We start from the raw sequence: 26,269 nt of genomic DNA, 5'->3' as shown, positions 1-26,269 counted from the left end.
GAGATTTCTTAATCTTTATCGAGAAATCTTAATTTATCACGCCAAATCATGGTTCTTATCGAAATTCTTTAATTTTCCAGTTTTGTCAGGGCACTTATACGCCTTCAGGAACGTGCCAGGTCATCCATCATCGGCACCAGCGCCAACACGAACAATCCCGCCGCCAGCGGCATGGTCGCCACAAAGCCCACGGCCTTGAATCCGAGCGCACCTACCACGCCCCCCACGAAGAACATCAGCAACAGGGAGGAAAGCAGCATGAACTTGCGGCGCGCTCCGGGGACCGGGTCTTCCTGGTGTAATTCGCCGGGCTGGCGCGGGGCCAGGGTCCAGTAGCACATCTTGCCGATCTCGATGCCGATGTCGGTAACCAGGCCGGTCACGTGAGTGGTACGGATTTCGGAGCGGGAAATCTTGCTGATCATGGCGTTCTGCAAGCCCATCACGAAACACAGCAGCGCCACCGTGACCGGCACGAACAGCAGCCGATGGTTCTCCAGATTGCTGCCCAGGATGCCGAAACACAGCAGCAGCATGGCCTCCAGCATCAGGGGCATGGCGTATTCGCTGTGCAGGCCGCGGCGCCTGGCCCAGTTGATCATCACCGCCGAGCAGGCGGCCCCCAGCAGGAAGGACAGCAGCGCGCTGGCGCCCGAGACCAGCAGCAAGGTCTCGCCCAGGACCAGGTTGTCGGCCAGGGAGGAGACGATGCCCGACATGTGCGAGGTGTATTGTCCGACCGCCAGGAAGCCACCGGCATTGACGGCACCGGCGATGAAGGCCAGTGAACGGCCCAGGTGGCGATTGGACAGGTCGGTGCGCGCCGGACTGGTGAGACGGCGCAGGTATTCGATGGGCATGACGGTTCCAGGGTAAAAGCACACGCATCAGGAAACAGACCGCATCGACCTCAGGCCAGCGCCGGGCGAACTCATCTTCGCCCCTTCCTACGCAGATCCCCGGCGGCTTCTTGCTGTCTTTTCCTTCAGCGTTTTTTATCCTGACAAGAATACTTCTTCTTGGCCGAAGGCGGTGGCCGATGCACCGATGGCTGACCTGCATCAGCTTGCCGCCCCGGGAATCTCTTCCAAACTTTCACTTTTTCAGGAGCCTTCCATGAGCATCCCCATCGATATTCCAGGCGGCGACAAGCTCGACGAGTTGCGTACGCCTGTGCTGCAGCCAGGCGTACAGCAGGCCGAAGGCGGCGGATTTCGCGGTATCGTCCTGATCGGCGCCAATGGCCAGGACCCGGCGTCCACCCACGTCTGCGAAGCGCTGCGCAGCAACAGCGATGCGGCCTATGCCGATGCGCTGGACTACATCGCCGTACAACGGGAACACGGGGCTCAAGCGAGACAGGGCGGAATTTAGAGGCGAGGAGGGGCGGCAATCGGCAAAGGCGGCCAAAGGCCGCAAATCCCGCAGGCAAAAAAATGGCCGCCTGGGGGAGGCGGCCTGAGGGGGAGGGATATAAGACGCCGAGGATCGGGGGAATCTTCGGAGAATTTCTGCTTATGAAAACGACTCGTGGGGATAAACCGATGGGGGATGGACAGTGTTCATGACAAGACGGAGGGGGACGTTCTTGCCGGAATTCGGGTCCTCGGTTTCGAGTTCGTTGGAATGCATAGTAGCGATGCACCGCAAAAAAGAAGATCGGACAGTACCCGATTGATGCGTAGGAAAAAACCTACACGCCAAGTTGTCGCTCCTGCCCGACACCCGCGCCAGGCCTAGCTTCGGCCCAGATTGACCTCGCTCAGATCACCGTCCCTGACTTCCGGCAGGGCATAGCCATTCTCGGACGCTGGATCGATGCTGCCACGGGTGGGGGCTGCGGGCAGCGATATCTCCGCCAATGCCTCGCCCACACCGCGATTCTGCGTCTTGGCGGCGACGTCGCCCAGGCTGACCATGCCCACCAGATTGCGCTCGCGATCCATGACGGGCAGGCGGCGGATCTGGCGCTGCACCATATCGTCCAGGACATCGTCCACCGGTTCATCCTCGTAACACCACAGGACATCATGGCTCATCACTTCGGTCAGGGGCATGGTCTCGGTCAGGCGATTGGGCGCGACGGCGCGCAGGACGATGTCGCGGTCGGTGACCAGACCCACCAGCCTGCGCTGTGCATCGCAGACGGGGAGGGCGCCGACATCAAGGGCTTCCATGGCCTGGGCGGCATGGATCACGGAATCGTCAGGGCTCAAGGTATGGGCGCCACGTGTCATGACGTCGGCGATGGTGCGGGTAGCGTGCATGTTGACCTCCTGGGAAAGAATGGAAAAGGGTGGGAAAAGTCTCGAAAGCGGAAGAGCGAAATTGACTTGTGTAACTTGTGCAGTTTTCTTCAGGCCACCAGGCAGGCGACCGTCATATCCACTGATATCCACTGCCACTATTCTTCCAGCCTAAGCAAGCCGCACCCATGCCGCAATGCCACATCGCCCCATTGTCGGGTCGGCAGATTCGCGCAGGGCTGCGCGAATGCACCGACGTGCCGCCGCATCACCGGCCATCCGCGGACTCTTCCTACAGTGGCTTGCGAGGCCGGCCGACTGCATGGCTGGCCTGGCTGCTTCACCATCGCTGCATCGACCGCTTCCCGGGGCTGTACGGGCTCCCACCAAACCATCATGTCCGATCACATTACCGACCTCATCGGCTGGGGCGCCACCCTGATCCTGCTGCTGACCATTTCCTCGCAGGTCTATGAGCAGTGGCGCAGTCGTTCCACCCAGGGCGTTTCGCACTGGCTGTTTGCCGGGCAACTGGCGGCCTCGGCCGGTTTCGTGACCTACAGTCTGCTGCAGGGCGACTGGGTGTTCGTGGTGTCCAATGTCTTCCTGCTGGGGACGGCACTGCTGGGGCAGATCCTGTACCTGCGCAATCGTCGTCGCCAGCGGTCGCAGGAGCAGGCCTGAGGCGGCCAAGCTGACAGCTCGCCCTCCTGCCGCATGGATGCTTCCCTCGCGCTCATCGATTCCTACAGGTTTCATTGGCGCTGTCTGATGCAAGGCAGACGCCATCCTTACTACAGTATTTGCATGACATGCCACGCAGGGCATCGCGGGCTCGCCTTCTTTAGCTCAACCATAACCACAAGGAGTATCGCCATGCGTTCCATTCCCTTCGCCTCTTCGGATCTGATGACCCGCCACCGCACCCGCCGCCTGCTGGGCGCGGGCGCATTGTTCATTGCCGGCGCCACGCTGGCCTTGAGCGCCTCGGCCGAAACCGTCACCAGCAAGGACAAGAGCTTCATGACCAAGGCCGCCGAGGCCGGCAATGCCGAAATCGCGGCCAGCACGGTCGCGCTGGAAAAGAGCAGCAATCCGGCCGTCAAGGATTTCGCGCAGAAGATGATTGACCAGCATGGCACCGTCGGCGACGAGCTCAAGCAGTTGGCTTCCAGCAAGGATGTCACCCTGCCTACCGAACCGAGCATGGCCCAGCGCGCCAAGATCGCCATCCTCGAAAAGCTGTCCGGCAACACCTTCGACAAGCGCTACGCCAGCATGATCGGGGTGTCGGCCCATGAGGATGCGGTCAAGCTGTTCCAGAAGTCCTCTACCTCGGCCGATGACCCGGATGTGAAGAATTTTGCCGCCAAGACCCTGCCGGGGCTCAAGGATCATCTGAAGATGGGCCGCGACCTGAAGAGCAAGGTGGATGCCGCCAAGAAATAAGGCCGTCCGCCCCTGTCCATGATGGGGCGGCCCCGTGAAAAGGCAAAAAGCCCTTTCGCTGCCGCCCTCATCGACTATGCTGATAGCAGCCTTGCCCCGCCCGTCATGACGTCCCATCTCGCCACCGTGCCGAGGAGACTTGCCATGAAACACTTCGCCAAATCTGTTGAACAGCAGCAAGCCGGTCACTTCATGCCGCGCGTGACCAAGCTGGACAAGCACAAGTACGTCGCCTATCTCGATACCCGCATCGATCACCTCTGGCACATGGACCTGCACGACCTGAAGGGTCAGCCGGTACGTATCTGCAAGAAGCGCAAGGAAGCCGAGAAGGTCGCCCTGGCATTGCTGGAACAAGCCATGCGCCGCCCTGGGGCAGCGTAGGGGCTGATGCATTGACGTGATGTCGGGGGTGTAACAGCTGTCCCGATGATGTAGTTGCCGTCCGTAACGCAGGTTGCGGACGGCATTTGCGTTTTCGCCGCAAGCTTCCGCTTACAGGTTTCAAGTCTTCAGGTCTGCAGAAAAAACTACGAAGTAAAAAGCAAAAAAGAGGGGATCACCCCTCTTTCCGTATGAAGCCGTATGCAGCCCGATGGTTCAGACCCGATCAGCCATCGCTTTGCGGCGACTGGCCATGGGCCACGGCAAAGGCCTCGTTTTCATGGCTGGGCGGAGCGGCCGGGGCACTGCCTTTTTCCGACAGACGCGGCTTGGTGGTGTCAGCCTCGCCACCGGCTTCGGTCAATGCCGGCTCGCCGCCCGTTGCGTCAGGCTGCTGGCCCTGCTCGCGACGTTGCTGCTCATCCAGCAGCTTCATGAATTCATTGTTGAAGGCCGGAATGTCGGTGGGTTTGCGGGAGGAGACGAAGTTTTCGTCACGTACCACTTCCTGGTCCACCCACTGGCTGCCGGCATTCTTGAAGTCGTCCTGCAGGCTGGGCCAGCTGGTGACGGTGCGGCCCTTGGCGATGCCGGCCGAGATCAGCAGCCAGCCGCCGTGGCAGATGGAGGCGATGGGCTTTTCCGCATCATTGGCAGCGCGGATGAAATTGCGGGCCTGCGGCAGCAGGCGCATGGCGTCGCCGTTGACGACACCACCAGGCAGCAGCACGGCGGAGTAGTCCTCGGGGCGGGCCGTATCCAGGCTACCGTCCACGGACACCGATTCTCCCTTGTCGACATGCTTGAAGCCCTGCACGCTGTCGGTCTTGTCGGAGAGGATGTGCACGGTGGCACCGGCGGCTTCCAGCGCCTTTTTCGGCTCCAGCAGTTCGGCCTGCTCAAAACCGTCGGTCACCAGGACCGCGACCTTCAATTGTTGATAGCGATTGCTCATGTTCAATCTCCCTGATGGAAAAAGGGCGGCCGGCATGCACCGGCCGCCCTCGTTGGGGGCGGATGACGGATCAGTCCGGGGTGTTCTGGCGAACCTTGTTGCGGTTCTGGTGATCGTTGCTGGCCTTGTCCATCTCGGGCGCCTTTTCGATGCGCGTGATGTTGGAGGTGGCCACCGGGTCACTGCCCGGGAAGCTCATCTCGTTGGCTTCGTCCAGCGCGACTTCCGAAGGGGTGTCGTACTGGTTGGGACGATGATCCTTGTTCTGTTTGCTTGCGCTCATGATGACCTCCTTTAACTTTGAAATATCAGTCTTCGAGATGTATGCGGACCTTTTGCAGATCTCTTGCAGACCTGATCGGATCGACGCATCGGTCAAACGGTGTGCAACCGATGCGACCGGTGAAACTCAGCTTACTGTGCCGTCCCGGGCTGCGGTATAAGCCAGCGGCGCAAGCCTGCGTAAGAATGCAGGCAATGCTGCAGTAATGCGCCTCTATGTGCCTTTATGCGCCTTTATGCGGCTCCGATGGCACCATTCATGGCCATGGCGCCGGCGTCACATCCTCGAACTGTGCCTGTTGCTGGCCACCGGCAGGAATCGCATCGGGTTGACGCCCGGGGTGCAGCCTGCTGCCGGTCAGCAATTCCAGTTCACGCTCGGAGGCTACGAAGGCGGCATCATCCAGCGGCTGCTCGGCGACCGGCCAGTGGGTCATGGCCCACTGCTTGTAGTCCTCGAAGCGTCGTTTCAATTCGCGGGCATAGTCCTCGCGTTGCTGCTCAATGCTCGTCTGGCTTTCCATGTTCAGCCTCCTTTCATGGCGATCAGGCTCTCGCGCACCTTGGCCAGGCCAAAGCGCCATATCTGTTCCATCTTGATGTGCGGCATGACCGGCAATTCGGACGGATCGATGAAGACATCCAGCACCGCCGGGCCGGGCGCGGCCAGCAGCTGCTGCAGGCTCTCCTGCAGCTCGTCGGGGGTGCGGGCGCTGAAGCCCTGGCCGCCGCAGGCGCGCGCGAAGGCGGCGAAATCGGCATTGGGGAATTCCGAACCCTCGAAGGCGGGCATGCCGGCTTCTTCCATTTCCAGGTGGACCAGGCCCCATTCGCGGTTGTTGAAGACCACCACCTTCAAGGGCAGCTTGTGCTCCACACTGGTCATGAACTCGCCCATCAACATGGTGAAGCCACCGTCGCCCACCGCCACCACGACCTGCCGCTGGCGATCCAGCGCCTGGATGCCGTTGGCCTGGCCCAGCGAGGTGCCGACGGCGGCATTGTTGAAGGAGGCCAGGATGCGCTGCTGCCCGCGCTGGCGGATCCAGTTGCCACACCATAGCGTCACCACGCCGGTATCGACCACGAAGGTCGCATCGTCGTCGGCCAGGTCGCTCAGCGCTCGGGCCAGGCTCTGGGGCTTGATCTTCTTGTGCTGACGCTTGATGTCGGCGGCGCTGTCGAGCTTGGCGTTCCAGCGTTCGCGCTCGCCATTGACCTTCTGCAGGAAACTGCCATCGGTCTTGCCCTCGACCTTTTCCAGCAGCGCCCGCACGCTGGGACCGACCGAGCCGGTGATGCCCAGCGTGACCGGCGCCCGCCGGCCGAGGACGAAGCCGCGTTCGTCGATCTGGATCACCTTGGACTTGGTGGGCAGGAATTCCGAGTAGGGGTAGTCCGATCCCAGCATCAGCATGAGATCGGCGGCCTGCAGCGCATCAGTGCCCGGCGCGCCGCCGATCAGGCCGACCCCGCCGATCCAGTGCGGGTGGTCGTAGGCCATCAGGTCTTTGCCGCGGAAGGTGTGCATCACCGGTGCCTGCAACTTGCTGGCCAGGGCCAGCACCTGGTCGATGGCACCCCGGCAGCCATTGCCGGCAAAGATGGCGACCGAGCTGGCAGCGTTGATCAGTTCAGCGGCGGCCTGGATGTCGGACGGCGGCGGCGCCAGTTCGGCGCGCTCGCGCAGGGTGTGCAGGCTGGGGACGGTATTGGAGGTACGGGCACCGATGATGTCGGCCGGCAGGTTCAGGTGGGCTACGCCGCGTTGGGCGTAGGCCTGGGCAATCGCCTGGTGGAAGACTGCAGGCGCCTGGTCGGCACTGGTGACGATCTGACTGTAGGCCGCGACGTCACGAAAGAGCAGGTCGGGTGAATTTTCCTGCAGATAATCGGTACCTCGACGCGCGGCTGGCACGCCGCCGGAGATGGCCAGGACCGGGGCGTGGTCCTTGCGGGCTTCATACAGGCCCGCCACCAGGTGGTTGGCGCCTGGGCCGGTGGTACCGCAGCAGACCGCCAGGCGGCCGGTCAGCTTGGCCTGGCCGGCGGCGGCCAGGGCCGCACCTTCTTCGTGGCGCACGCCTACCCATTCGATGCGCTTGTCGCGACGGATGGCGTCGGTGAGGGGATTCAGGGCGTCACCGACGACGCCGAAGATCTGGCGCACCCCGATCTGGTACAGGGTGTCGATGAGGATTTCTGCAACGGTGGCGGACATGTCGGCTCCATGGACGAGGATGAGTCGTTCAAGGGTAAGACGCCATCCGGCGCGGCTGTATCGGTCTATCCGGTAAATCCGTGTAGGAGAAGGTGGAGAAGGGCGGAACGGCGCGCGGCTGCGGCACATTCCTACGCCGGCTTCATCCGCCGGCCGACTGCGGCAGCGGGGCCGGGCTCGCATAATTGGCGCATCAGCAAGACTGTGGAGGAAGCGATGCGACGCGCACTATGGAAGGGGGCGATCAGCTTCGGGCTGATCAATATCCCGGTCGAACTCTATACCGCCGAGAAGCACGATGAACTGGACTTCACGCTGCTGGACAAGCGTGATCTGTCACCGGTGGGCTACAAGCGCTACAACAAGAAATCCGGCCGTGAAGTGCCGTGGGAAAACATCATCAAGGGCTATGAATACGAGGACGGCAAATTCGTCCTCATGTCCGACGAAGACCTGCGCCGCGCCAATGTGGAGGCGACCCAGAGCATCGACATCCAGAGCTTCGTGGAGCGCGAGCAGGTCCCCATCCTGTATTACGAGCAACCTTACTTCCTGGCCCCGGCCAAGGGGGGCGACAAGGCCTATGCGCTGCTGCGCGAGACCCTGCTGGCCAGCGACAAGATGGCCATTGCCCAGATCGTCATCCGCACCCGCCAGCACCTGGCCGCCCTCATTCCGCAGGGCGACATGCTGCAACTGATCACCTTGCGCTACCCCAGCGAATTGCGCGCACCGGACGACCTGCCGGTGCCGTCGCGCAAGTCGAAGAAGGCGGCGGTGACCCGGCAGGAGGTGGAGATGGCACGCGCCCTGGTGGATCACATGTCCGCCGAGTGGGAGCCCGAGCAGTTCCACGACACCTATCGCGACGACGTGCTGGGCCTGATCAAGAAGAAGATCAAGAGCCGGCAGACCCATGAGGTTGCCGAACCCGACGAAGCCGCCGCGCCCGCCAGCAGCGGGGCCAAGGTGGTGGACCTGATGGCGCTGCTCAAGAGCAGTCTGGACGGGCGCGGCAAGGCGTCGGCCAAGGCGCGCAAGAGCGGTCGCGGCGATGTGGATGAAGAAGAGGGAAAGGAAGAGGACCAAGATAAGCCGACCCAGGGCGCCAAAGTCCACAAGCTGGCTGACCGCAAGCCTGCTGCCAAGCGTAGCAGCACCCGCAATGGCACCAAGGCCGCCGCTGGCACCACGAGCGCCAAGAGCAGCAGCAAAAGCCGTAAAAGCGCCAAAAGCAGCGGCACCTCGCGGAGGGCACAGGCATGAGTGCTTCGTCCCTGGATCGCTATCATGCCAAGCGCGACTTCACGCTCACTCCGGAGCCCTCCGGCAAAGGCCGCCGGTCAGCCCGGGCGGCCGAGGGCGGCTTGCACTTCTTCATCCAGCGCCACCATGCACGGCGCCTGCACTACGACTTCCGTCTGGAACTGGATGGCGTACTCAAGAGCTGGGCCGTTCCCAAGGGACCGAGCCTGGATCCGCATGACAAGCGGCTGGCCGTGCGGGTGGAAGACCATCCGCTGGACTATGGCACTTTCGAAGGCGACATCCCTGAACATCAGTACGGCGCAGGCCATGTGGTGCTGTGGGACCGCGGCCAGTGGCTGCCGCAGGGCGACGTGCACGCCGGCCTGAAGAAGGGCCATCTCAGTTTCGAACTCCAGGGCGACAAGCTGCAGGGTCGCTGGGCGCTAGTCCGCATGGGCAAGCCGGCGGCCGATGGCAAGGAAAACTGGTTGCTCATCAAGGACGATGACGATGCCGCCCGCAGCGGCAAGGCAGCCGCGATCACCGAATTGCGGCCGGAAAGCGTCAAGGATCGTGGTGACGAGGCTGGCGCAGGTGACAAAGGGCAGGAAAGCCAGCGAGCGGCCCGGCCGAAGAAAGCATCCAAGTCCTCCAGGCAGCCACCATCCCGCGCAGAGGCAGCAGACGCCCAGCCACGCCCAAGCAAGCTGCCGGATACCATGGATGCGCAACTGGCGACGCTGGTCGATCAGGCGCCGCAGGGTGATGAATGGCTCAGCGAACTAAAGTTCGATGGCTATCGCGGCCTGTGCCGCATCGACGCCGGTCGGGCTGCCATCTTCACCCGCGAAGGTCTGGACTGGAGCCATCGCTGGCCGATCCTGGTCAAGGCCCTGGAACGACTGCCGGTGGACGACGCCTGGATCGACGGCGAAGTGGTGGCGCTGGACGAGAACGGGCGGATCAGCTTCGAGGCCTTGCAGACCCTGGCGCGCGGCGACCGGCAGCAGGCCAATGGCATCCGGCTGGCGCTGTATGCCTTCGATCTGCTGTTCCTGAATGGTCACGACCTGCGGGAGGTTCCGCTCTTGCAGCGCAAGGAATTGCTGCGCACCCTGATTCCCGGCGCGGATGAAGACGGACTGCTGCTCTACAGCGAGCACATCGTCGGCCATACCGATGAGGTGTTCCAGCACGCCTGCCAGCATGGCATGGAGGGCATCGTGGTCAAGCGCGCCGATGCCCCCTATACCGGACGTCGCGACCGCAACTGGCTCAAGCTCAAGTGCGAGCATCGCCAGGAATTCGTGATCGCCGGCTATACCGAGCCGGCTGGCCAGCGCAGCGGATTCGGTGCCATTCTGGTGGGCGTCCATGACGACAAGGGACAGTTGCAGTATGCCGGGCGGGTCGGCACCGGTTTCGATGATCACCTGCTGGAGCAGCTGTTGAGGCAGTTCCGCAAGCTGGAGCAGGACCAGCCGGCCTTCGTCAACCCGCCGACGGGGCAGCAACGGCGCGGCGTACATTGGCTGGCCCCCAAGCTGGTGGCCGAGGTCAGGTTCGCGCAGTGGACCCGCTCGGGGATTCTGCGGCACGGCAGTTTCCTGGCGCTGCGGGAAGACAAGCAGGCCCGTGACATCGTGCGCGAGACGGAGCAAGCGCTGGCGCAGCCGGCCGATGGAGGCGATGAGGGCGAAGAGGGCGATGAGAGCGGTAATAACGATAAGGCCGGTGGCAGCAAAGCTGCGAGCAAGGCGGATCTCTCCCGACCCGTGACGGTCGCAGGGGTGAAGTTGACGCATCCTGGCAAGATCCTCTTCCCCGATACCGGCCTGACCAAGCTGGAGCTGGCCCGCTACTACCAGAGCGTGGCCGGGTTCATCCTGCCTGAACTGAAGCAACGGCCCTTGTCGCTGGTGCGCTGTCCGGACGGGCAGGGCGGCAAATGCTTCTTCCAGAAGCACATCGGTCAGGGGATGCCCGAGGCGATTGACGCCATCGAGGTCCCGGAAGGCGAGGGCAGCGCCCGGTACATGATGGTCAACGATGTTGCCGGCCTGGTGGCGACGGTGCAGATGGGCGTGCTCGAACTGCATGCCTGGGGCGCCACCGGCCGTGCGCTGGACAAACCGGACCGGGTGGTGTTCGACCTTGATCCCGCGCCGGACCTGCCCTGGGCTGCGGTAGTGGAGGGTGCGCAGCTGGTGCGCGGCCTGCTGCAGGAGATAGGCCTGGCGTGTTACCTGAAGACCTCCGGGGGCAAGGGCCTGCATGTGATGGTGCCGATCCGTCCTGATCATCGCTGGGACGTGGTCAAGGACTGGGCGCACCGGGTGGCCGCCCATCTGGCCCGGGTGCTGCCGGACCGTTTCATTGCCCGCATGAGCAAGGCGGCGCGTCAGGGCAGGATTTTCATCGATTACCTGCGCAATGCCCCGGGAGCGACCACCGTGGTCGCCTATTCGGTACGCGCCCGGGCGGGGGCACCGGTGTCGGTGCCGATCACCTGGGAAGAGCTGGAACAGGGCATCACGGCCGATCATTTCAAGGTCGCCACCATGCCGCAGCGGCTCAAGGACCTCCAGGACCATGATCCCTGGGCCGGTTTCGGCAAGGCCAGGCAGCGGCTGAGCAAGGCCATGCTGGACGCCTTCGAGCCCGTCTGAATCGGGTTCGCGCGGTGGCGGCGCTGTGGCCGCCAAGCTGGGCAGGGCGGCAATGTCCTACACGATCTTCATCTTCCTGCCGACTGTGGGCGCGGCGGGCCAACTTCATAATCCACTTTAACTTCAAGGCTTGGTGCATCCGGGCCTTCTGCAAAACCCGTAGAGCACGTCCAGACGTGCCATGAATACCAAGAAGGAATTGGCCCACGCCATGAATACCCTCAGCCACCGCACTTCGCTGACCCAGCTTTTCACCCGTCCCCTGCAGGCCGCCATGCCTTCCCTGATGCCCCACGCGAGCGCCGTGGCGCCGGGCGGTACCGCGCCGCGCAAGCTGCCGACGGCACTGGTGGAGCGTCTGCTGGCCCAGGAAGGACAGCGCGGCATGGGGGCGCCCGGTCATCCGCTGGCCACCTTCAATGCGCCCCAGCCGGCAGCGCATCGGGCGGCGACCTTCAGCTATCCCCTGCATATCGAGCGTGCCAGCATCGAGGCCTTGCCCAATGCCTGCGGCGTCTACATCTTCCGTGGCGTGGACGATGCTCCGTTGTACGTGGGGCGTAGCGTCAACCTGCGCAGCCGCGTGCTGGCGCATCTGCACAACCATGAAGAGCAGTTCCTGATCGGCCAGACCCGTCGCATCGAGTGTCGCCGCACGGCCGGTGAACTGGGCGCGGCCCTGCTGGAAAATTCTCTGCTGCGCGACCTGCGCCCGGCTCACAACAAGAAGCAACGCAGCAAGCGCGGCCTGTTCACCCTGCGCCTGAGCGCGGAAGGCCAGCCACAGGTCACGCAGGTGGCCGAGCGGGAATTCAGCCGCGCCGAAAACCTGTTCGGCATCTTCACCAGCGAACGGGCGGCGCAGGAAGCGTTGCACAAGCTGGTGCAGGGCCATGGCCTGTGTTCCATCGTCACCGGGCTGGAGCAGCCGGGCGGTTTCGGCATGGCCTGTTTCGGTCGCCAGATCCGTCGCTGCCGCGGCGCCTGCACCGGCGAGGAATCCACCGAGCAGCACCAGCAGCGCCTGATGCAGGCGCTGGAAGACCTGCGCATCCTGCCCTGGCCGTATGCCGGCCCGATGGGCATCGTCGAACAGGGCGAGGGCTGGCAGCAGGTGCATGTGATCGATCACTGGCGCTACCTGGGTTCGCTGGATCGCGACCACCGCCAACTGCCGGCCCGTCCGGCGGCCAGCCTCAAGGGTTTTGACCTGGACAGCTACAAGCTGGTGATCCAGCCCTACCTGCTGGGCCAGCTGGACCTGCGCCCGCTGCCGGGACTGCCGCTGTCGGCCGGCTGAAGCGGCGGGCCTGGCACTCGCTGGTGATTCTCGGGTCATTCCCGATCATCTTTGGTACTTCTCGGCAATTCCCGGGCGCTCGGCGTCCGTTCCAGCCGGTCCCACGCTGCTGGAAGCTTTCTTCCGTTTTCCTTGCGCGGTGCAGTCGTTCTTTTCTGGTGCCGCACTGCCCCTGTTTTCTCGTTCTCCCCGTTCTGTCCGTTCTCCCAATCCCTTGACTGCTCATTCCTTCCACTCCATGCGACGACGACTCCCACGCTATGCGGCCACCCTGGTGCTGGCCGCGCCTGTCTCCCTCTCGCTGGCCCAGGCGGCCGAGCTTACCGGCCTGTGCCGCAACGACCTGACACTGGACAAGGATCAACTGGCCGCCAGCCTGATCCGCACCTATCCGGTCAGCACGGCCTATCTGTCGGTGGGCAAGGAGCCCGCACCGCTGTCCTCGCCACGGGCGCTGGTGGCCTGGCTGCTGCAGAAGCGCGCCGCAGAAAAAGCCACTGGACAGGCCTGTCAGGGGGATAGCTGCAACGTCGATCACATGGCCGAAGAAGTGCAACGACTGCTGGATGGCAAGGACCCCCAGATCAAGCCAAGCGGCCGCAGTGTGATGTGGCCGCCTTTTTCCGCGACAACAACCGGGCGGGGCTGCGCTGCACCACTGCCCAGGCCACGCCCGCCCTGGCCTATGCCGGCTCCGCCCTGGCCATGGGGGTGGCGCCAACGGCGGCGGGTGGTGCTGCCACGCCGGCGGCCGGTCCGGCCACGCCGGCAACATCGGCAACGTCGGCACCGGCTGGCGCGCAACAGGCCGGCTGGATGGATCACGTGCGCGTGCGCGGCAATCCTGACCAGCTCTCCATCGATCACCGCGACAAGGCCGGCTTTGCCTCGGTGGACCGTGCCCGGCTGGCGCTGGCCAATGACGACGTGGCGCAGTCGCGGACCAATGATGTGGTGGTCTACACCGGTTATTCGCTGGACAAGCGCCCCATGGGCGAGCCGGGCAGTACCTATGAGGCGGTGCCCTATGTCGGTTTCAAGCAGAACCGTGTGACCACTTATGATGCCGGCAATCGCGACGTCACCACCACGCGTACCACCCAGGTCGGGATGCTGTCGGCCTTCCACTTCGCCCATGCCGATACGGCCAATACCGAAGACCTGACCGCGCGTCCCGACTACCTGGTCAACAACACCGATGGCAGCCGCCTGCTGACGGTCAACTTCACTCTCACGCCGGTGCGGCCGGGCGGGCTCAATGATTTCCTGCGCTGGGGCAATGGCCTGGCGTTCAAGCCCATCCTGATAGGCCAGAGCCGTAACGGTATCTACATCAATCGCGGTGACCCGGATGTGTATGACCAGCATCGCGACTTCATCCGCCTGGGCGCGCAGGCGGGGTTCACGCTGTCCTCGACCAATCCGGCGCTGCCCTTCGATTTCACCACGACCTTTACCGGCCTGAAGGCATTGCAGGGAGACCGCAGCATCCATTACTGGAAGTCGGTACTGACCTACAACTTCAACCAGAACGTCGGTCTGAGCCTGGATTATTCCAATGGCCTGCTGCCCGATACCGGCGATGCGGAGCGCAAGTGGGGTCTGGCGGTGTCCTCGAAGTTCTGATGCCGATCCGGCGTTGCCATGAAAAACGGCGGGAATCCCGCCGTTTTTTGCTTTTTTCGAGTGTCGTGGGTGTCAATGGTAGGTGTTGGCCATCTTCTCCGGTAGCGGCACGCTGAGCCACTTCTGGACGATGCCGTTGAGCTCGCCGCTCTTCTTGGCCGCGGTCAGGATCTCGTTGACCTTGTTGAGCAGTGCCGGCTCGCCCTTGTTCAGGCCGACGGCGCAGGCCGACTCCTGGATGATGTACTTCAGCACGGGCTTGTTGTCGGCCACCCGTTCGGCCAGCGCATGGGCCACGAAGTCACCGGTGCCGACCAGCTGGATCTGACCGGAGGTATAGGCGGAGATGAGGGCATTGTTGTCCTCGTAACGCTTGATGTTGGCGCTGGTGGGTGCGCTCAGGGTCAGCTGCAGATCCTGGAAGGTGCCACGCGCCACGCCGATAGTCTTGCCGGCCAGGTCGGCGGCGTTGCTGACCTTGATGCTGGCCACGCCGAACACGCTGTTGTTGTAGGGCGCATAGGGCTGTGAAAAATCGATCACTTTTTCGCGATCCGAATTCTTGCCCAGGGTTGAAATGATCAGGTCGGTCTTGTGGGTCTGCAGGTAGGCAATGCGGTTGGCACTGGCCACCGGTACCAGTTGCACCCTCACGCCCATCTTGTCGGCGATGAGTCGGGCGACGTCGATATCCAGGCCTTGCAGGTGCATGTCACCGTCGATCGAGCCGAAGGGAGCAAAGTCCTGCGGTACGCCGATGCGCACCACGCCGGCCTTGTGGATGGCGGCCAGGCCGTCGGCTTGCGCGGCGACGGAGCTAAGTGCAGTCAGGCCGAACGTCAGGGCCAGCAGGCTAGTCTTGAATTTCATCTCCGGATTCTCCTTGTAATGGACGTGTCATTGCGCGGCCGATGATACGTCACATCGCAGCAAGGTTCAGTCAGGTAAGGGCAACACGCAATCGTCTGCAGCAAGAAAAATGCGCTGCCCGGGTTGGGCATGTATACGATAGCCCCCGGTAAAGTCGCCGAAAGCCGGCAACATGGCCCATTGGCCATCCACCACGAAACAGGGCAGGCGCAAGGCGTCGCCTGCGGCAGCGAGCCGGTAGACCGGATGCACATGGCCGACGATGGCAAAGGCGCCGTCGACCGTCTGGGGGTGATGGCAGAACGCCAGGGGACCGACCCGCCAGGGTTCGTCCACGATCTCCATCGCCAGTGCTTCGGGCGGATCACCGGCATGGTGGTCATGGTTGCCGCGCACCAGCGTGAGGCTGAGACCGGCATTGCAACTGCGCCAGCGGGCCAGTGCCTGCAGGGTGCCTGCCACCCGCCCGGCGCGTGCGTGCAGGAAGTCACCCAGGAACACCACATGGCGCACCGCATGCCGCTGCACCAGCGCATCGATCAGGTCCAGGTTGGCCCGGGTGGTGCCGTGCGGGACCGGAATGCCTCCGGCGCGGAAGGCAGCAGCCTTGCCGAAGTGGACATCGGCCAGGATCAGCATGGCGCGCTCGCGCCAGAGCAGGGCGCGTTCGGGCAGCATGGTCAGGGTCGCGCCGGCGGCGTCGAAGCTGGGGTATGGGCTCATCATCCTGTCTGGTTGCGGGGGCTGGAGCGGGGACGCGCTCGCGGCTGTGGCCTGGCCTGGGCGCTGGTCTTGTCGGCGGCACCTTCCAGCTCGCGCAGCATGCGCGCCACGCGGTCGGCCAGCTTTTCGGTCGAGAGTTTTTCGCGGAAGCGCTCCACCATCAGCGGCAAGGCAAACGGCGTGGCCCGCTCCAGTGACACCAGCGTGAGCGTGCGTTCGCGCAGTTCGGCCAGGGTGCTGCGCAGCCGTTCCAGTTCCAGCTCCTGTTCCAATACTTCGCGCTGGGCCTGGGTCAGCAAGAGGTTGCCGGCGTCGTGCTTGCGGAAGACCTCGAAGAACAGGGCCGACGATGCCTGCAGCTGGCGTGCGCTCTTGCGCTGCCCGGGATGCCCCTGCGATACCAGCCCGGCGATGCGGGCGATTTCACGGAAGCGCCGTTGTGACAGCTCGGTGGCATTCAGGCTGGCCAGGACGTCCTCCAGCAGCCGCTCTTCGCTGAACAGGGCCAGGGCCTGCTGCGGTTCCAGGCGGTGCACTTCGACCTTGTCCGCGCCCAGCAATTCGAACCCGTAATCGTTGACGGCGATGGAGAAGGTCGCGGCACGCTGCCTGCTGAGGCGCCAGGCCAGCAGCGAGGCCAGGCCCATGTGCACCAGGCGGCCGGCAAAGGGATAGAAGAAGAGGTGATGTCCTTCGCGGCTCTTGAGCGTCTCCACCACCAGCCGCTGTGCCGTGGGCAGGGCCGACCAGGCGTGTTGCAGCGCCAGCAGCGGCCGCACGGCCTGCATCTCGGGACCGTCGAAGTGGCCTTGCGCGGCTTGCTCCAGGCGATCCAGCACGGCGTGCGCCAGGGTCGAGGACAAGGGCATGCGGCCGCCTTGCCAGCGCGGCACGGCACCGCTGCCGGCACTGCTGCGGCGGACCCAGGCGGTCATCTCGTGCACGCGCACGAACTCCAGCACGCGCCCGCCGAAGAGGAAGCGATCGCCCGGTCGCAGGCGGGCGATGAAACCTTCTTCGATGGTGCCGATGCGTCCCCCCTTCATGTACTGCACATGCAGGCTGGCATCGGCGACGATGGTGCCGATGTTCATGCGGTGGCGGCGCGCGATGGCCGGCAGCTCGACCCGATAGACCCCATCCTCGCCGGCCCGCACGCGGTGATATTCCGGATAGGCGCCCAGGCTCTGGCCGCCACGCACCACGAAGTCCAGCGCCCACTGCCATTGATCCTCGCGCAGATGGCGGTAGGACCAGGCCTGGCGCACTTCAGCCAGCAGCTCATCGGCACGGAAACCACCGCCCAGGGCGATGGTCACCAGATGCTGTACCAGTACGTCCAGAGGCGTGTCCGGCACCGGGCGCTGTTCCACCCGGCCGGCAGCGACGGCATCCTGGGCGGCGGCGGCTTCCACCAGTTCCAGGCTGTTGGTCGGCACCAGGGTGGCGCGCGAACTGCGACCCGGCGAATGGCCGGAGCGGCCGGCCCGCTGCAGCAGTCGCGCCACGCCGCGCGGGCTGCCGATCTGCAGTACCCGCTCCACCGGGGTGAAGTCCACCCCCAGGTCCAGGCTGGAGGTGCAGACCACGGCCTTGAGGCGGCCGTCGCGCAGGCCTTGTTCCACCCATTCACGGACTTCGCGATCAAGTGAGCCATGGTGTAAGGCGATGATGCCGGCCCAGTCGGGGCGGGCCTCCAGCAGGTTCTGGTACCACAGCTCGGCCTGGGAGCGGGTATTGGTGAAGACCAGGGTACTGCCGCTGGCATCGATCTCGGTCACCACCGCCGGCAGCATCTGCAGGCCCAGGTGCCCGGCCCAGGCGAAGCGCGTGGCCTGCGGCGGCAGCAGGGTATCGATGAGGATGCGCTTGCGCTGTTCGCCGCGCACCAGCACGCCGTGTTCAGCGGCATCGGGACCCAGCAGGGCCTGCTGCGACTGCTCCAGGTTGCCGAGAGTAGCCGACAATCCCCACACCACCATCCCGGGCCGCCAGCGGCGCAAGCGCGCCAGGGCCAGTTGCACCTGCACGCCGCGCTTGTTGCCCATGAGCTCGTGCCATTCGTCGACGATGACCGCGTCCAGCTTGCCGAAGCGCTGGCGGGCATCCGCCTGGGACAGCAGCAGCGACAGGCTTTCTGGCGTGGTCACCAGGGCCTGCGGCAAGGACTTCATCTGGCGCGCACGCTCGCCGGAACCGGTGTCGCCGGTGCGCATGCCGGCTTGCCAGTGTGGCAGCAGATCGGCCAGCGGGGCTTGCAGGGCACGCAGGGTGTCGGCCGCCAGGGCACGCATGGGGGTGATCCACAGGATGCGCAAGCCCTGGGTCGTGGTGGGCGCGTCGGTCCGACCCAGGCCGGGTTGGGCATGCAGCAGCGCACCGAACCAGACCGCATAGGTCTTGCCGGCACCGGTGCCGGCGTGCAGCAGGCCGTTGCGACCCTGCTGCGCGGCTTGCCAGACCTGGCGCTGGAAATCGAATACCTCCCAGCGGCGCTGGGCGAACCAGTCCTCGACGGCGGCAGGGATGACCGCCGCCTTTGGCGGGCTGGCGCTGCGCCGTCTGGGCGGGCGCTGGCTAGTGGTCTTGCTGGGCGGGCTGGGCATCTTCCTCGCTCTCGTTGACTGGGGACGACGGCAGCAGGGCGCGCAGGTTGTCCAGGGTATCGGCCTGGTCGACGGTCTTGTCGACGCGCTGGCGCAGGATGCGCGGGAAGCGCACGGCAATGCCGGCCTTGTGGCGCGTGGACAGGGCAATGCCCTCGAAGCCGATCTCGAACACCATGGACGGCCGCACACTGCGTACCGGTCCGAATTTTTCTATCGTGGTCTTGCGAATGGTCTGGTCGACCACCGCGATCTCGGCATCGGTCAAGCCCGAATAGGCCTTGGCGAAGGGCACCAGCTTGCGCTCGCCGCCGGCTTCAGCGGGAGTGTCCCAGACCGCGAAGGTGTAGTCGGTGTAGAGCGAGGCGCGCCGGCCGTGACCGGCCTGGGCATAGATCAGGACGGCATCGATGGAATAGGGATCGACCTTCCACTTCCACCAGGTGCCGACGTTGCGGGTACGACCGATGCCATAGTGGGCATCGACCTGCTTGAGCATCATGCCCTCCACGCCACGCTGGCGCGAAGTGGCGCGCAGTTGTTCCAGCGCATCCCAGTCCGCTGCCACGATCTGTGGCGCCAGCATCAGGGCCGGTGCGGCGTGGCGCTGGACCAGTTGTTCCAGCCGGGCGCGGCGTTCTTGCTGAGGCAGGCCGCGCAGATCATGCCCATCCTGCTCCAGCAGGTCATAGGCGATCAGTCCGGCGGGCAGCTCGCCCAGCATTCTTGCAGTGAGATTCTTGCGACCGATGCGTTTTTGCAGGTCGGCGAAGGGCGCCACGCGTTCGGCCTGCTGACCTGAATCAGGCAGGCGGATCACGATCTCGCCGTCGATGACGGTACCGTCCGGCAGGTCCAGCGCGGCCAGTTCGGGGAAGCGTTCGGTGATCAGCTCTTCCCCCCGTGACCACAGCCAGTTGCTACCGTGCCGGCGCACCAGCTGGGCGCGGATGCCGTCGTATTTCCATTCAATCTGCCACTGATCGATTGGCCCCAGTTGGCGCGGATGTTCAATCAGCGGATGGGCCAGGAAGAAGGGGTAGGGCTGGCCGCCCTGCAGGCGATGGTCCTGGCCGTCATCGGGGCCGATCAGGCGGGCGAAGCGCTCGGCGTCGGGGCGGGCGCGGCCATCGGTCCAGCCGACCATGCGCTGGGCCAGCAGCTTGGGGTCCAGCTGCGCGACGGCAGCCAGCGCACGGGTGACCAGCAGGCGCGAGACGCCTACCCGGAAGCCGCCACCGATGAGCTTGGCGAGCAGGAAGCGGCCCTGCCAGTCCAGTTCATCCCAGGCCGCGAAGAGGGCGCTGCGGATCACTTCCGGTTCGGCACCGCGCAGGGGGGCGATGCGTTCCAGCATCCAGTAGGCCAGACCGAAGTCGCTGGTGCGGGTCGGTGGCGGCAGGATGTGGGCAATGGTTTCGGCCAGGTCGCCCACGCTGTGATAGCACTCCTCGAAGAGCCACTCATCAATCTGCGCATAGGCCATTGCGCATTGCTTGAGCAGGCCGGTCGGTACCGCCTGGCGGGGCTTGCCGCCGGCCAGGAAATACACCGCCCAGGCGGCGTCGGCCGCATCGGCACGCTGGAAGTAGTCCTGCAAGGCCGCCAGCTTGCGGGTGGTGGAGGTGGTGGCATCCAGTTCGGCGTAGAGCCGCGAGAATTCACGCATGGCCGGGCTGTTCCTGCGCAGTGGCTGGTGGCGCCGCGCTGCTGTCGTCGGCATCCTCGTCGCCGTATTCGGTAGTGAAGGCCCCGGCATCGAGACCGTTCTGTCGCAACCAGCGCACCATGGTGGCGACCTGGCCGTGGGTGACGATGACCCGTTCGGCGCTGCTGGCGGCAATCGCTTCCTGCAGGGCCGGCCAGTCGGCATGATCCGACAGCACGAAGCCCCGGTCCACGCCGCGCCGCCGCCGGGTGCCGCGCAGGCGCATCCAGCCGCTGGCGAAGGCATCGCTGTAGTCGCCGAAGCGGCGCATCCAGGGTGAGCCGGCAGCCGAGGGTGGGGCAATGATCAGGCTGCCGGCATAGGCGTTGGACTTGCCGCGCCTGGTGGCTTCGGCTTCGCCGACCGTCGCGGTCGGCGGCAGGAAGACGCCGGCTTCGCGATAGAGCCGGTTCAGGGGTTCCACCGCGCCGTGGCAGACGATGGGGCCGATGCCGGGGTCGATGCCGTGCAGGATGCGCTGTGCCTTGCCGAAGGAGTAGCAGAACAGCACGCTGGCCCGGCCCTCGGCGGCGTTGGCGCGCCACCAGCGGTTGATGTCCTCGAAAATCTCCGCCTGCGGTTGCCAGCGGTAGATGGGCATGCCGAAGGTGGATTCGGTGATGAAGGTGTGGCAGCGCACCGGGGCGAAGGCGGTGCAGGTGCCGTCGGCTTCGAGCTTGTAGTCGCCCGAGGCGACCCAGATGCATCCCTGCCACTCCATGCGCAATTGGGCCGAACCCAGGACGTGGCCGGCCGGATGCAGCGACAGGCGCACGCCGTTGTGGGTGATGCTTTCCTCGTAGTCCAGGGCCTGCAGGTTGATGTCCGCACCCAGGCGGGCACGCAGGATGCCGGCGCCGGGCGCGGCCGCCAGGTAGTGGGCATGACCCATGCGGGCGTGGTCGGCATGGGCGTGAGTGATCACGGCGCGCGCCACCGGTCGCCACGGGTCTATGTAGAAATCGCCGGGTACGCAGTACAGGCCTTCCTTGCGTACCACTACCATGTCTTCCATGTCTGCTTTTTTCCTTGCGCTGTGCTTGGGCTCAATGTGCAGCCTGGGCCCGGATGCTTGTACCGGCTTTGAGCCGCTTTGTCTGTGCTTGTTTGTCCTTGTCTTCGCTTTGCCTCAGGTTTTTATGATGCATTCATCGCTGTGGCCCGCTGAATCCGGACCGGATCAGCTTACCCGCACGCGCTTGTGCAGGATGTCGGCGTGCGTCTTGCCGCCTTGTCAGCGAGAATGAAAAAAGAGACATTCCTTGTGCGTGGAGTTTGCAATGGCGCAACGCACAACGGTCATTAATTGGGTATCCTTGTGGTCATCGCATCTGGCCTTGCGCCAGGCTCATCACCCGAGAACCCCACGAATCCTCATGTCTACCTACGTCGATCCCCTGATTTTCCGCGAACTGCAGGACTCCGAAGTCTTGCCCGCCCCGTCCGGGGTGCGTCTGCGGATCATGCAGATGTGCCAGCAGGAAGACATCGCCCTGCCTGACCTGGTGGCCCAGATCCAGGGTGACCCGGTACTGGCCGGGCGACTGATCCAGATCGCCAATATCCCCAACCTCAACAAGGGGCGGATGGTCGCTTCCGTCAATGTCGACCTGCTGTTGATGGTGGGCCTGCAGGCCGTGCGCCAGATGGCGCTGGCGATTTCCCTGACCGAATCGGCGCGCCGTGGCGATTGTGCCGAGTTCGACTATGACGCCTTCTGGAGCCGTTCCACCGCCATGGCCTGCGCCAGCCAGGCCCTGGCTGACCTGATCCCGGTCGCGCCGCCGGCGGAGATGTTCACCATCGGCCTGCTGGCGGATATCGGACGGCTGGCGCTGGCCTCGGCGCGTCCCAAGCGCTATGGCGAGATCCTGCGCGGCGTCGGAACGGATGCTGCCGCTGCCGCCCTGCGCCAGGAAGAGAAGCAGGCCTTCAGCTTCGACCACCTGGAACTGGCCGCCGCAATGATGCAGGACTGGCTGTTCCCCAAGCTGTTCTGCGAAACCGTCCTTCACCACGAGGCGGCCGATAGCACCGGGCTGGACGAGGAAGACCGCCAGCAGCGCCTGATCCGCCTGCTGGAACTGGCCGCCTGCGTGGCCGATATCTGCGTGGCAGACGATGCCACCCGCGCCGCCTTGCTGCCGCACCTGCTGCAACTGGGCGAGCGTTTCGAACTGCCCAGTTCCAGCCTGGAATACCTCTGCGCCCGCGTCTCCTGGGACTGGAGCGAGTGGGGTGCGATGCTCAAGATCCCCACCCGGGTGCTGCGCGAACTCGGCTCGGCACTGGCCGCCGCGACCGAACAACCTGGCTGATCCAGGTTTCGTTGCGGGCAGATTTTGTCAGCAAATATCGAAGCTTTTTGTTGCTGATTTGTCAGGTGCCGATGGTACTATCCCCCTCGCTCTGGAAATGCAGTTCGCCTGCTGCGGCCTTGTGGCCTGGCCCCTGAAGTCTGGCCATCGCCACTTGGCATCACACGGCGGGTGTTCATGAACCGCGCTTCCAGACGCCTGCAAGGCCAGCTGAAGCCAGCCCGATGATGTTCCTTCCGTAAAAGCCACGGCATTTACCGCAGCCATCCATCAGGACATATTCATCAAATAGGCCTTGTCAGCGCTCTTTCTGTTCGGAATGCGCGACTTGCGCCTTTGGTATCGTGTTCTGAACATGCAACGGCGCGCTTTCCCTTCGGTTCGCTCCGACCACGTCTCTGTACTCCCCGCCTGCGGTGTGCGCTGTCACGTCCGTACGGGCGCGGCTGTGTCATCGTGGTGGCCGGGTAGCAGTGCCGTACTGATCACAGCAAAAAATGGGGTCCACCATGAACAAGAAAATCCTGAGCTTTTCCTGGCTGTTGCTGGCGGCCAGCCAGTCGGCCTTCGCCGCGCACCCGCTGGTCACTGATGATGCCGGTGTGCAAGGTGCCGGCGGTATCCAGCTTGAAATGAACACCGACTGGAGCAAACAGAGCGGCGACGCCAGTCATGTCGGCGCCTTCACCTTCACCTATGGCGTCACTGACAAGCTGGACCTGTTCTTCAACCTGCCGCAGACCTTCCAGTCGCCCACCGGCACGGGTGTGGGGGACGTCTCGCTGGGCGCCAAGTGGCGCTATTACGAGGCCGATGGCCTGGCGCTGGCCTTGAAGCCGGAATTCTTCATGCCCAGCGGCGAAGAAGAAAAGGGCCTGGGCAATGGCAAGAGCAGCGCCGCCCTGACCGGTATCGCGTCCTACGAAACCGGCCCCTGGACCTTGCACGGCAACCTGGGTGTGCGCGTGAACCGCTTCAAGCTCGACAGTGACCAGCAGTCCCAGCGCAAGACCCTGTGGCGCGCCTCGGCTGCAGTCTGGTACGGTCTGGATGAACAATGGCGCCTGGTGGCCGATACCGGCGTTGCCCAGAACCCGGATGCATCCAGCCGCAAGCTGCCTTCCTATGCGCTGGTGGGCGTGATCTGGTCGCCCAACAAGACGGTCGATCTGGATGCCGGCGCCAAGTTCGGGCTCAACAAGGCCGAGGTGACGCGGCAGTTCGGCGTCGGGGTGACCTTGCATTACTGATCGTTGATCGCGCTGGGCTGCAGCCCAGCCCACGTGCCGTTGCTGTGCGCTGCAACATGCAATGCGCTGGAAAGCACGATCAAATCTGCTATCTTTGTCCTTGGCGCAAGGCCACGACTAAGGAGACGACATATGGATCTGGTGGAAAAATTCGATGCCAAGGGCAAGACCGGCGCACCTTACCACGTAGAGGTGTATCAGACTCAGCAGGACGAAGCCGATGCCGCAGCACTGGCGTTCAGCCGTAGCTACAAGCTGGCCGATGGTCGCGCGCTGGACCCGCTGACCAATGAGAAATTCAGGATCGTCCAGACCGGAGAGAAGATCTACCGGGTCTGATCCCGGGCCACGATCCCGCTAGCAAGCCGATGAAGCCGGCGCCGCAAGGTGAGCGGCGTCATCGGGATGAAGAGATGATTACCCACCCTACAGGCAGTGACGCTGTAGGGTGTTTTCATTTGATGTGGGGCCTAGGGCCTGTTCGCACTCACAGATTTAGTGCGAACAGGCCCTAGCTGGAGGGCAGGGAACCAGTCAGATGCCGCAATTCATCGAGCAAGCGGATCGCCGGCGCCGGCAATATCCCTTGACGCCTGCGGAATGCGGTCAACGTGCGCGGGGCATTCAGGCCCTCTACCGCAAGGGCATTGATCACCCCCGCTTTGCTTTCGGTATCGAACATCGGACCGGACATCCACCCCACGAATCCACAACGCGCGACCAGGCCCTTGAGCACCGTGACCGAACGCGATTCGACAGCGATCTCGGGCATGGGCAAGCCGGCCTGGGCGAATGTTTCCTTCACGTGCAAATACGGTCCCGTACCCCGGGGTGTCAGGGCCCAGCGCTGCGTCAGGGTATCGGCCAGGCTGATCTTGCCGCGTTCACGCAGTGGATGGTCGCGCCCGGCCACCACATAGCTCAGGTCGCTCCAGCGACAGTCGGAGATGGCCGCCACGCCATCGCTTTCGGCACCGGAGGTACCGAGAGCCAAGTCGATCTCATGCGTGAGCAGGCCCTCGACCAGACGGTCCCATACCCCCTCCATGATCTCCACCCGCAGGTTGGGCCACTTGTCCAGTACCCCACGCACCGCCAGTGGCAGCACCAGACTGGCAATGCTGCCCACCGCACCCACCTTGATGACACCCTTTGCCAGGCCGCGGATGGCGTCCAGTTCTTCGCGGGCCTGCCGGGCTTCACGCTGCAACGACATCGCGTGCGGCAATAGCGCCTTGCCCAGCGGTGTCAGGTGCATACCCTTGGTGTGACGCTCGAAGAGCGCCCCGCCGATGGACTCTTCCAGACGTTTGATCGCGCGACTCAAGGCCGGCTGGGTCAGGTCGAGGGCGGCGGCCGCGCGCCCCAGGCTCCCTGCAGCGACGATGGCATTGAACATTTCCAGCTGCTGCAGGTTGAAACTCAATGATGTCTCCTGGTGATAGCGCGGATAGTGCGGACAGTGCGAATAGGGTGGGTGAGGGCAGCACGATGACTCACCGACAGGTCAGCTACACATTACCAAATGTCATGAATTTTATCCAATTTGGCAATTTTCAAAGACGTCACGAGCTTACATACTGCCTCCCATCATCCACCCGGCCCAGCCACGAGGCCTTACACAGGATCTGTATGCAGGAGACACCCTTGCCCGCCATCACCGTGCGTGATGCCGTATTCGACCTCATGCGTCGACTCGACATGAGCGCCGTCTTCGCCAATCCCGGCTCAACCGAATTGCCGATGTTCCGCGACTTTCATGCCGACTTCCGCTACGTCCTCGGCTTGCAGGAAGCCGTGGTGGTCGGCATGGCCGACGGCTACGCCCAGGCCAGTGGCAAGGCCGCCATGGTCAACCTGCATTCGGCGGCCGGGGTCGGCAATGCCATGGGCAATATCTTCACCGCATTTCGCAACCGTACCCCGCTGATCATCACCGCCGGCCAGCAGGCACGCTCCATCCTGCCTTTGGACCCGTTCCTGGCGGCCTCGCAGGCAACCGAACTGGCCAAGCCCTACGTCAAGTGGAGCATCGAACCGGCGCGCGCGGCTGACGTTCCCCGTGCGCTGGCGCGGGCCTATCACATCGCCATGCAGGAGCCGCGGGGCCCGGTCTTCGTTTCCATACCCGTGGATGACTGGGAGCAACCGGCCGAGCTGCTCGCGGCCACCGAAGTCACTACCTGCAGCCGGCCCGAAGCGGGTGCCATCGCAGCGCTGGCCGCCGCGCTGGGCAGTAGCCGGCGCCCGGCCATGGTGGTCGGTGCGGAACTGGACCGCGCCGGGGCCTGGGATGAGGCCATCCGTCTGGCCGAGTCCTGTCACGCACGGGTGTTCGTCGCACCGATGTCCTCGCGCTGCAGCTTCCCCGAAGACCATAGTCTGTTTGCCGGTTTCCTGCCGGCCATGCGCGA

At 64.2% G+C, this 26,269-nt stretch carries 23 protein-coding genes and 1 pseudogene; 12 read left to right on the top strand and 12 right to left on the bottom strand.

All coding sequences use genetic code 11. The annotated features are described in order from the left end of the window. Positions 1-104: 104 nt before the first annotated feature. Positions 105-860, bottom strand: a complete 756-nt coding sequence (locus HFRIS_RS22130; protein WP_006465243.1) for a YoaK family protein — start codon at positions 858-860, stop codon at positions 105-107. 256 nt (positions 861-1,116) lie between these two features. Between HFRIS_RS22130 and HFRIS_RS22125 the strand changes: the two genes are divergently transcribed. Next, on the top strand, positions 1,117-1,374 hold the full coding sequence (locus HFRIS_RS22125) for a hypothetical protein (RefSeq protein ID WP_006465242.1): 258 nt from the start codon (positions 1,117-1,119) through the stop codon (positions 1,372-1,374). A gap of 362 nt (positions 1,375-1,736) precedes the next feature. Here HFRIS_RS22125 and HFRIS_RS22120 read toward each other — a convergent pair whose 3' ends face one another. Then, positions 1,737-2,267 (bottom strand): CBS domain-containing protein, encoded by a 531-nt coding sequence (locus HFRIS_RS22120; RefSeq protein ID WP_006465241.1) that lies wholly within the window; start codon positions 2,265-2,267, stop codon positions 1,737-1,739. A gap of 375 nt (positions 2,268-2,642) precedes the next feature. On the opposite strand from HFRIS_RS22120, the gene HFRIS_RS22115 reads away from it, so the two are divergent. From HFRIS_RS22115 to HFRIS_RS22105, 3 genes are all read left to right on the top strand, one after another. Then, complete coding sequence (locus HFRIS_RS22115) at positions 2,643-2,930, top strand: PQ-loop domain-containing transporter (RefSeq protein ID WP_006465240.1); 288 nt, start codon at positions 2,643-2,645, stop codon at positions 2,928-2,930. A gap of 192 nt (positions 2,931-3,122) precedes the next feature. Continuing rightward, positions 3,123-3,695, top strand: coding sequence for a DUF4142 domain-containing protein (locus HFRIS_RS22110; RefSeq protein WP_006465239.1), 573 nt, complete (start codon positions 3,123-3,125; stop codon positions 3,693-3,695). A gap of 144 nt (positions 3,696-3,839) precedes the next feature. Then, positions 3,840-4,079: a hypothetical protein gene (locus HFRIS_RS22105; RefSeq protein ID WP_006465238.1), complete on the top strand. Its 240-nt coding sequence runs from the start codon at positions 3,840-3,842 to the stop codon at positions 4,077-4,079. Positions 4,080-4,491: 412 nt separating this feature from the next. On the opposite strand, the pseudogene HFRIS_RS22100 reads toward HFRIS_RS22105, so the two are convergent. From HFRIS_RS22100 to HFRIS_RS22085, 4 genes and pseudogenes are all read right to left on the bottom strand, one after another. After that, positions 4,492-5,034: pseudogene (locus HFRIS_RS22100) on the bottom strand (type 1 glutamine amidotransferase domain-containing protein); the annotation flags it as partial. A gap of 70 nt (positions 5,035-5,104) precedes the next feature. Continuing rightward, entirely contained in the window at positions 5,105-5,317 is a 213-nt protein-coding gene (locus tag HFRIS_RS22095; RefSeq protein ID WP_006465236.1) for a hypothetical protein, read from the bottom strand. A 256-nt stretch (positions 5,318-5,573) separates the two neighbouring features. Beyond that, positions 5,574-5,840, bottom strand: coding sequence for a hypothetical protein (locus HFRIS_RS22090; protein ID WP_006465235.1), 267 nt, complete (start codon positions 5,838-5,840; stop codon positions 5,574-5,576). Positions 5,841-5,842: 2 nt separating this feature from the next. After that, positions 5,843-7,537, bottom strand: coding sequence for a thiamine pyrophosphate-binding protein (locus tag HFRIS_RS22085; protein ID WP_006465234.1), 1,695 nt, complete (start codon positions 7,535-7,537; stop codon positions 5,843-5,845). 216 nt (positions 7,538-7,753) lie between these two features. Here HFRIS_RS22085 and ku point away from each other — a divergent pair, with 216 nt between their 5' ends. The 4 genes from ku to HFRIS_RS22065 all read left to right on the top strand — a co-directional run bounded on the left by ku (position 7,754) and on the right by HFRIS_RS22065 (position 14,380). Beyond that, the gene (ku, locus tag HFRIS_RS22080; RefSeq protein ID WP_006465233.1) at positions 7,754-8,803 is read left to right on the top strand and encodes a non-homologous end joining protein Ku; all 1,050 of its coding nucleotides are present in this window, start codon (positions 7,754-7,756) and stop codon (positions 8,801-8,803) included. Next, positions 8,800-11,454 carry a DNA ligase D gene (ligD, locus tag HFRIS_RS22075; RefSeq protein ID WP_006465232.1) on the top strand — a complete coding sequence of 885 codons (2,655 nt, stop codon included), beginning with the start codon at positions 8,800-8,802 and terminating at the stop codon, positions 11,452-11,454. Before ku ends, ligD begins: the two co-directional genes overlap by 4 nt. Before the next feature lie 181 nt (positions 11,455-11,635). Next, positions 11,636-12,754, top strand: coding sequence for a nucleotide excision repair endonuclease (locus tag HFRIS_RS22070; protein ID WP_006465231.1), 1,119 nt, complete (start codon positions 11,636-11,638; stop codon positions 12,752-12,754). A 609-nt stretch (positions 12,755-13,363) separates the two neighbouring features. Next, positions 13,364-14,380: a hypothetical protein gene (locus HFRIS_RS22065; RefSeq protein ID WP_006465230.1), complete on the top strand. Its 1,017-nt coding sequence runs from the start codon at positions 13,364-13,366 to the stop codon at positions 14,378-14,380. Positions 14,381-14,452: 72 nt separating this feature from the next. On the opposite strand, the gene HFRIS_RS22060 is transcribed toward HFRIS_RS22065, so the two are convergent. From HFRIS_RS22060 to HFRIS_RS22040, 5 genes are all read right to left on the bottom strand, one after another. Then, a complete protein-coding gene (locus HFRIS_RS22060; RefSeq protein WP_006465229.1) occupies positions 14,453-15,250 on the bottom strand; it encodes a transporter substrate-binding domain-containing protein in 798 nt (265 codons plus the stop codon). A gap of 66 nt (positions 15,251-15,316) precedes the next feature. Next, positions 15,317-15,973 (bottom strand): ligase-associated DNA damage response endonuclease PdeM, encoded by a 657-nt coding sequence (pdeM, locus tag HFRIS_RS22055; RefSeq protein WP_006465228.1) that lies wholly within the window; start codon positions 15,971-15,973, stop codon positions 15,317-15,319. Next, a complete protein-coding gene (locus tag HFRIS_RS22050) occupies positions 15,973-18,579 on the bottom strand; it encodes a ligase-associated DNA damage response DEXH box helicase (RefSeq protein ID WP_006465227.1) in 2,607 nt (868 codons plus the stop codon). Before HFRIS_RS22050 ends, pdeM begins: the two co-directional genes overlap by 1 nt. Further along, on the bottom strand, positions 18,551-20,248 hold the full coding sequence (locus HFRIS_RS22045) for an ATP-dependent DNA ligase (RefSeq protein WP_006465226.1): 1,698 nt from the start codon (positions 20,246-20,248) through the stop codon (positions 18,551-18,553). The genes HFRIS_RS22050 and HFRIS_RS22045 overlap by 29 nt, the downstream gene beginning before the upstream one ends. Further along, positions 20,241-21,302, bottom strand: coding sequence for a ligase-associated DNA damage response exonuclease (locus tag HFRIS_RS22040; RefSeq protein WP_006465225.1), 1,062 nt, complete (start codon positions 21,300-21,302; stop codon positions 20,241-20,243). The genes HFRIS_RS22045 and HFRIS_RS22040 overlap by 8 nt, the downstream gene beginning before the upstream one ends. Before the next feature lie 361 nt (positions 21,303-21,663). Between HFRIS_RS22040 and HFRIS_RS22035 the strand changes: the two genes are divergently transcribed. The 3 genes from HFRIS_RS22035 to HFRIS_RS22025 all read left to right on the top strand — a co-directional run bounded on the left by HFRIS_RS22035 (position 21,664) and on the right by HFRIS_RS22025 (position 24,194). Continuing rightward, positions 21,664-22,605, top strand: a complete 942-nt coding sequence (locus HFRIS_RS22035) for an HDOD domain-containing protein (RefSeq protein WP_006465224.1) — start codon at positions 21,664-21,666, stop codon at positions 22,603-22,605. 509 nt (positions 22,606-23,114) lie between these two features. Continuing rightward, the gene (locus HFRIS_RS22030) at positions 23,115-23,855 is read left to right on the top strand and encodes a transporter (protein WP_006465223.1); all 741 of its coding nucleotides are present in this window, start codon (positions 23,115-23,117) and stop codon (positions 23,853-23,855) included. A gap of 132 nt (positions 23,856-23,987) precedes the next feature. Beyond that, positions 23,988-24,194, top strand: coding sequence for a hypothetical protein (locus HFRIS_RS22025; protein ID WP_006465222.1), 207 nt, complete (start codon positions 23,988-23,990; stop codon positions 24,192-24,194). A 172-nt stretch (positions 24,195-24,366) separates the two neighbouring features. Here HFRIS_RS22025 and HFRIS_RS22020 read toward each other — a convergent pair whose 3' ends face one another. Next, positions 24,367-25,281: a LysR family transcriptional regulator gene (locus HFRIS_RS22020; RefSeq protein WP_006465221.1), complete on the bottom strand. Its 915-nt coding sequence runs from the start codon at positions 25,279-25,281 to the stop codon at positions 24,367-24,369. Positions 25,282-25,487: 206 nt separating this feature from the next. On the opposite strand from HFRIS_RS22020, the gene HFRIS_RS22015 reads away from it, so the two are divergent. Next, a partial coding sequence (locus HFRIS_RS22015) for a thiamine pyrophosphate-binding protein (protein ID WP_039876938.1) occupies positions 25,488-26,269 on the top strand: 782 nt, incomplete at its 3' end.

The organism is Herbaspirillum frisingense GSF30 (genome assembly GCF_000300975.2).
GTDB lineage: Bacteria > Pseudomonadota > Gammaproteobacteria > Burkholderiales > Burkholderiaceae_D > Herbaspirillum > Herbaspirillum frisingense.
The sequence above is the reverse complement of the archived record's forward strand: the minus strand, read 5'-3'. Positions and strand labels throughout refer to the sequence as shown.

Excerpts from the sequence above, each read along its gene's own strand:
- HFRIS_RS22130 (WP_006465243.1), bottom strand. The coding sequence starts at position 860 with ATGCCCATCGAATACCTGCGCCGTCTCACCAGTCCGGCGCGCACCGAC.
- HFRIS_RS22125 (WP_006465242.1), top strand. The coding sequence starts at position 1,117 with ATGAGCATCCCCATCGATATTCCAGGCGGCGACAAGCTCGACGAGTTG.
- HFRIS_RS22120 (WP_006465241.1), bottom strand. The coding sequence starts at position 2,267 with ATGCACGCTACCCGCACCATCGCCGACGTCATGACACGTGGCGCCCAT.
- HFRIS_RS22115 (WP_006465240.1), top strand. The coding sequence starts at position 2,643 with ATGTCCGATCACATTACCGACCTCATCGGCTGGGGCGCCACCCTGATC.
- HFRIS_RS22110 (WP_006465239.1), top strand. The coding sequence starts at position 3,123 with ATGCGTTCCATTCCCTTCGCCTCTTCGGATCTGATGACCCGCCACCGC.
- HFRIS_RS22105 (WP_006465238.1), top strand. The coding sequence starts at position 3,840 with ATGAAACACTTCGCCAAATCTGTTGAACAGCAGCAAGCCGGTCACTTC.
- HFRIS_RS22095 (WP_006465236.1), bottom strand. The coding sequence starts at position 5,317 with ATGAGCGCAAGCAAACAGAACAAGGATCATCGTCCCAACCAGTACGAC.
- HFRIS_RS22090 (WP_006465235.1), bottom strand. The coding sequence starts at position 5,840 with ATGGAAAGCCAGACGAGCATTGAGCAGCAACGCGAGGACTATGCCCGC.
- HFRIS_RS22085 (WP_006465234.1), bottom strand. The coding sequence starts at position 7,537 with ATGTCCGCCACCGTTGCAGAAATCCTCATCGACACCCTGTACCAGATC.
- ku (WP_006465233.1), top strand. The coding sequence starts at position 7,754 with ATGCGACGCGCACTATGGAAGGGGGCGATCAGCTTCGGGCTGATCAAT.
- ligD (WP_006465232.1), top strand. The coding sequence starts at position 8,800 with ATGAGTGCTTCGTCCCTGGATCGCTATCATGCCAAGCGCGACTTCACG.
- HFRIS_RS22070 (WP_006465231.1), top strand. The coding sequence starts at position 11,636 with ATGAATACCAAGAAGGAATTGGCCCACGCCATGAATACCCTCAGCCAC.
- HFRIS_RS22060 (WP_006465229.1), bottom strand. The coding sequence starts at position 15,250 with ATGAAATTCAAGACTAGCCTGCTGGCCCTGACGTTCGGCCTGACTGCA.
- pdeM (WP_006465228.1), bottom strand. The coding sequence starts at position 15,973 with ATGAGCCCATACCCCAGCTTCGACGCCGCCGGCGCGACCCTGACCATG.
- HFRIS_RS22050 (WP_006465227.1), bottom strand. The coding sequence starts at position 18,579 with ATGCCCAGCCCGCCCAGCAAGACCACTAGCCAGCGCCCGCCCAGACGG.
- HFRIS_RS22045 (WP_006465226.1), bottom strand. The coding sequence starts at position 20,248 with ATGCGTGAATTCTCGCGGCTCTACGCCGAACTGGATGCCACCACCTCC.
- HFRIS_RS22040 (WP_006465225.1), bottom strand. The coding sequence starts at position 21,302 with ATGGAAGACATGGTAGTGGTACGCAAGGAAGGCCTGTACTGCGTACCC.
- HFRIS_RS22035 (WP_006465224.1), top strand. The coding sequence starts at position 21,664 with ATGTCTACCTACGTCGATCCCCTGATTTTCCGCGAACTGCAGGACTCC.
- HFRIS_RS22030 (WP_006465223.1), top strand. The coding sequence starts at position 23,115 with ATGAACAAGAAAATCCTGAGCTTTTCCTGGCTGTTGCTGGCGGCCAGC.
- HFRIS_RS22025 (WP_006465222.1), top strand. The coding sequence starts at position 23,988 with ATGGATCTGGTGGAAAAATTCGATGCCAAGGGCAAGACCGGCGCACCT.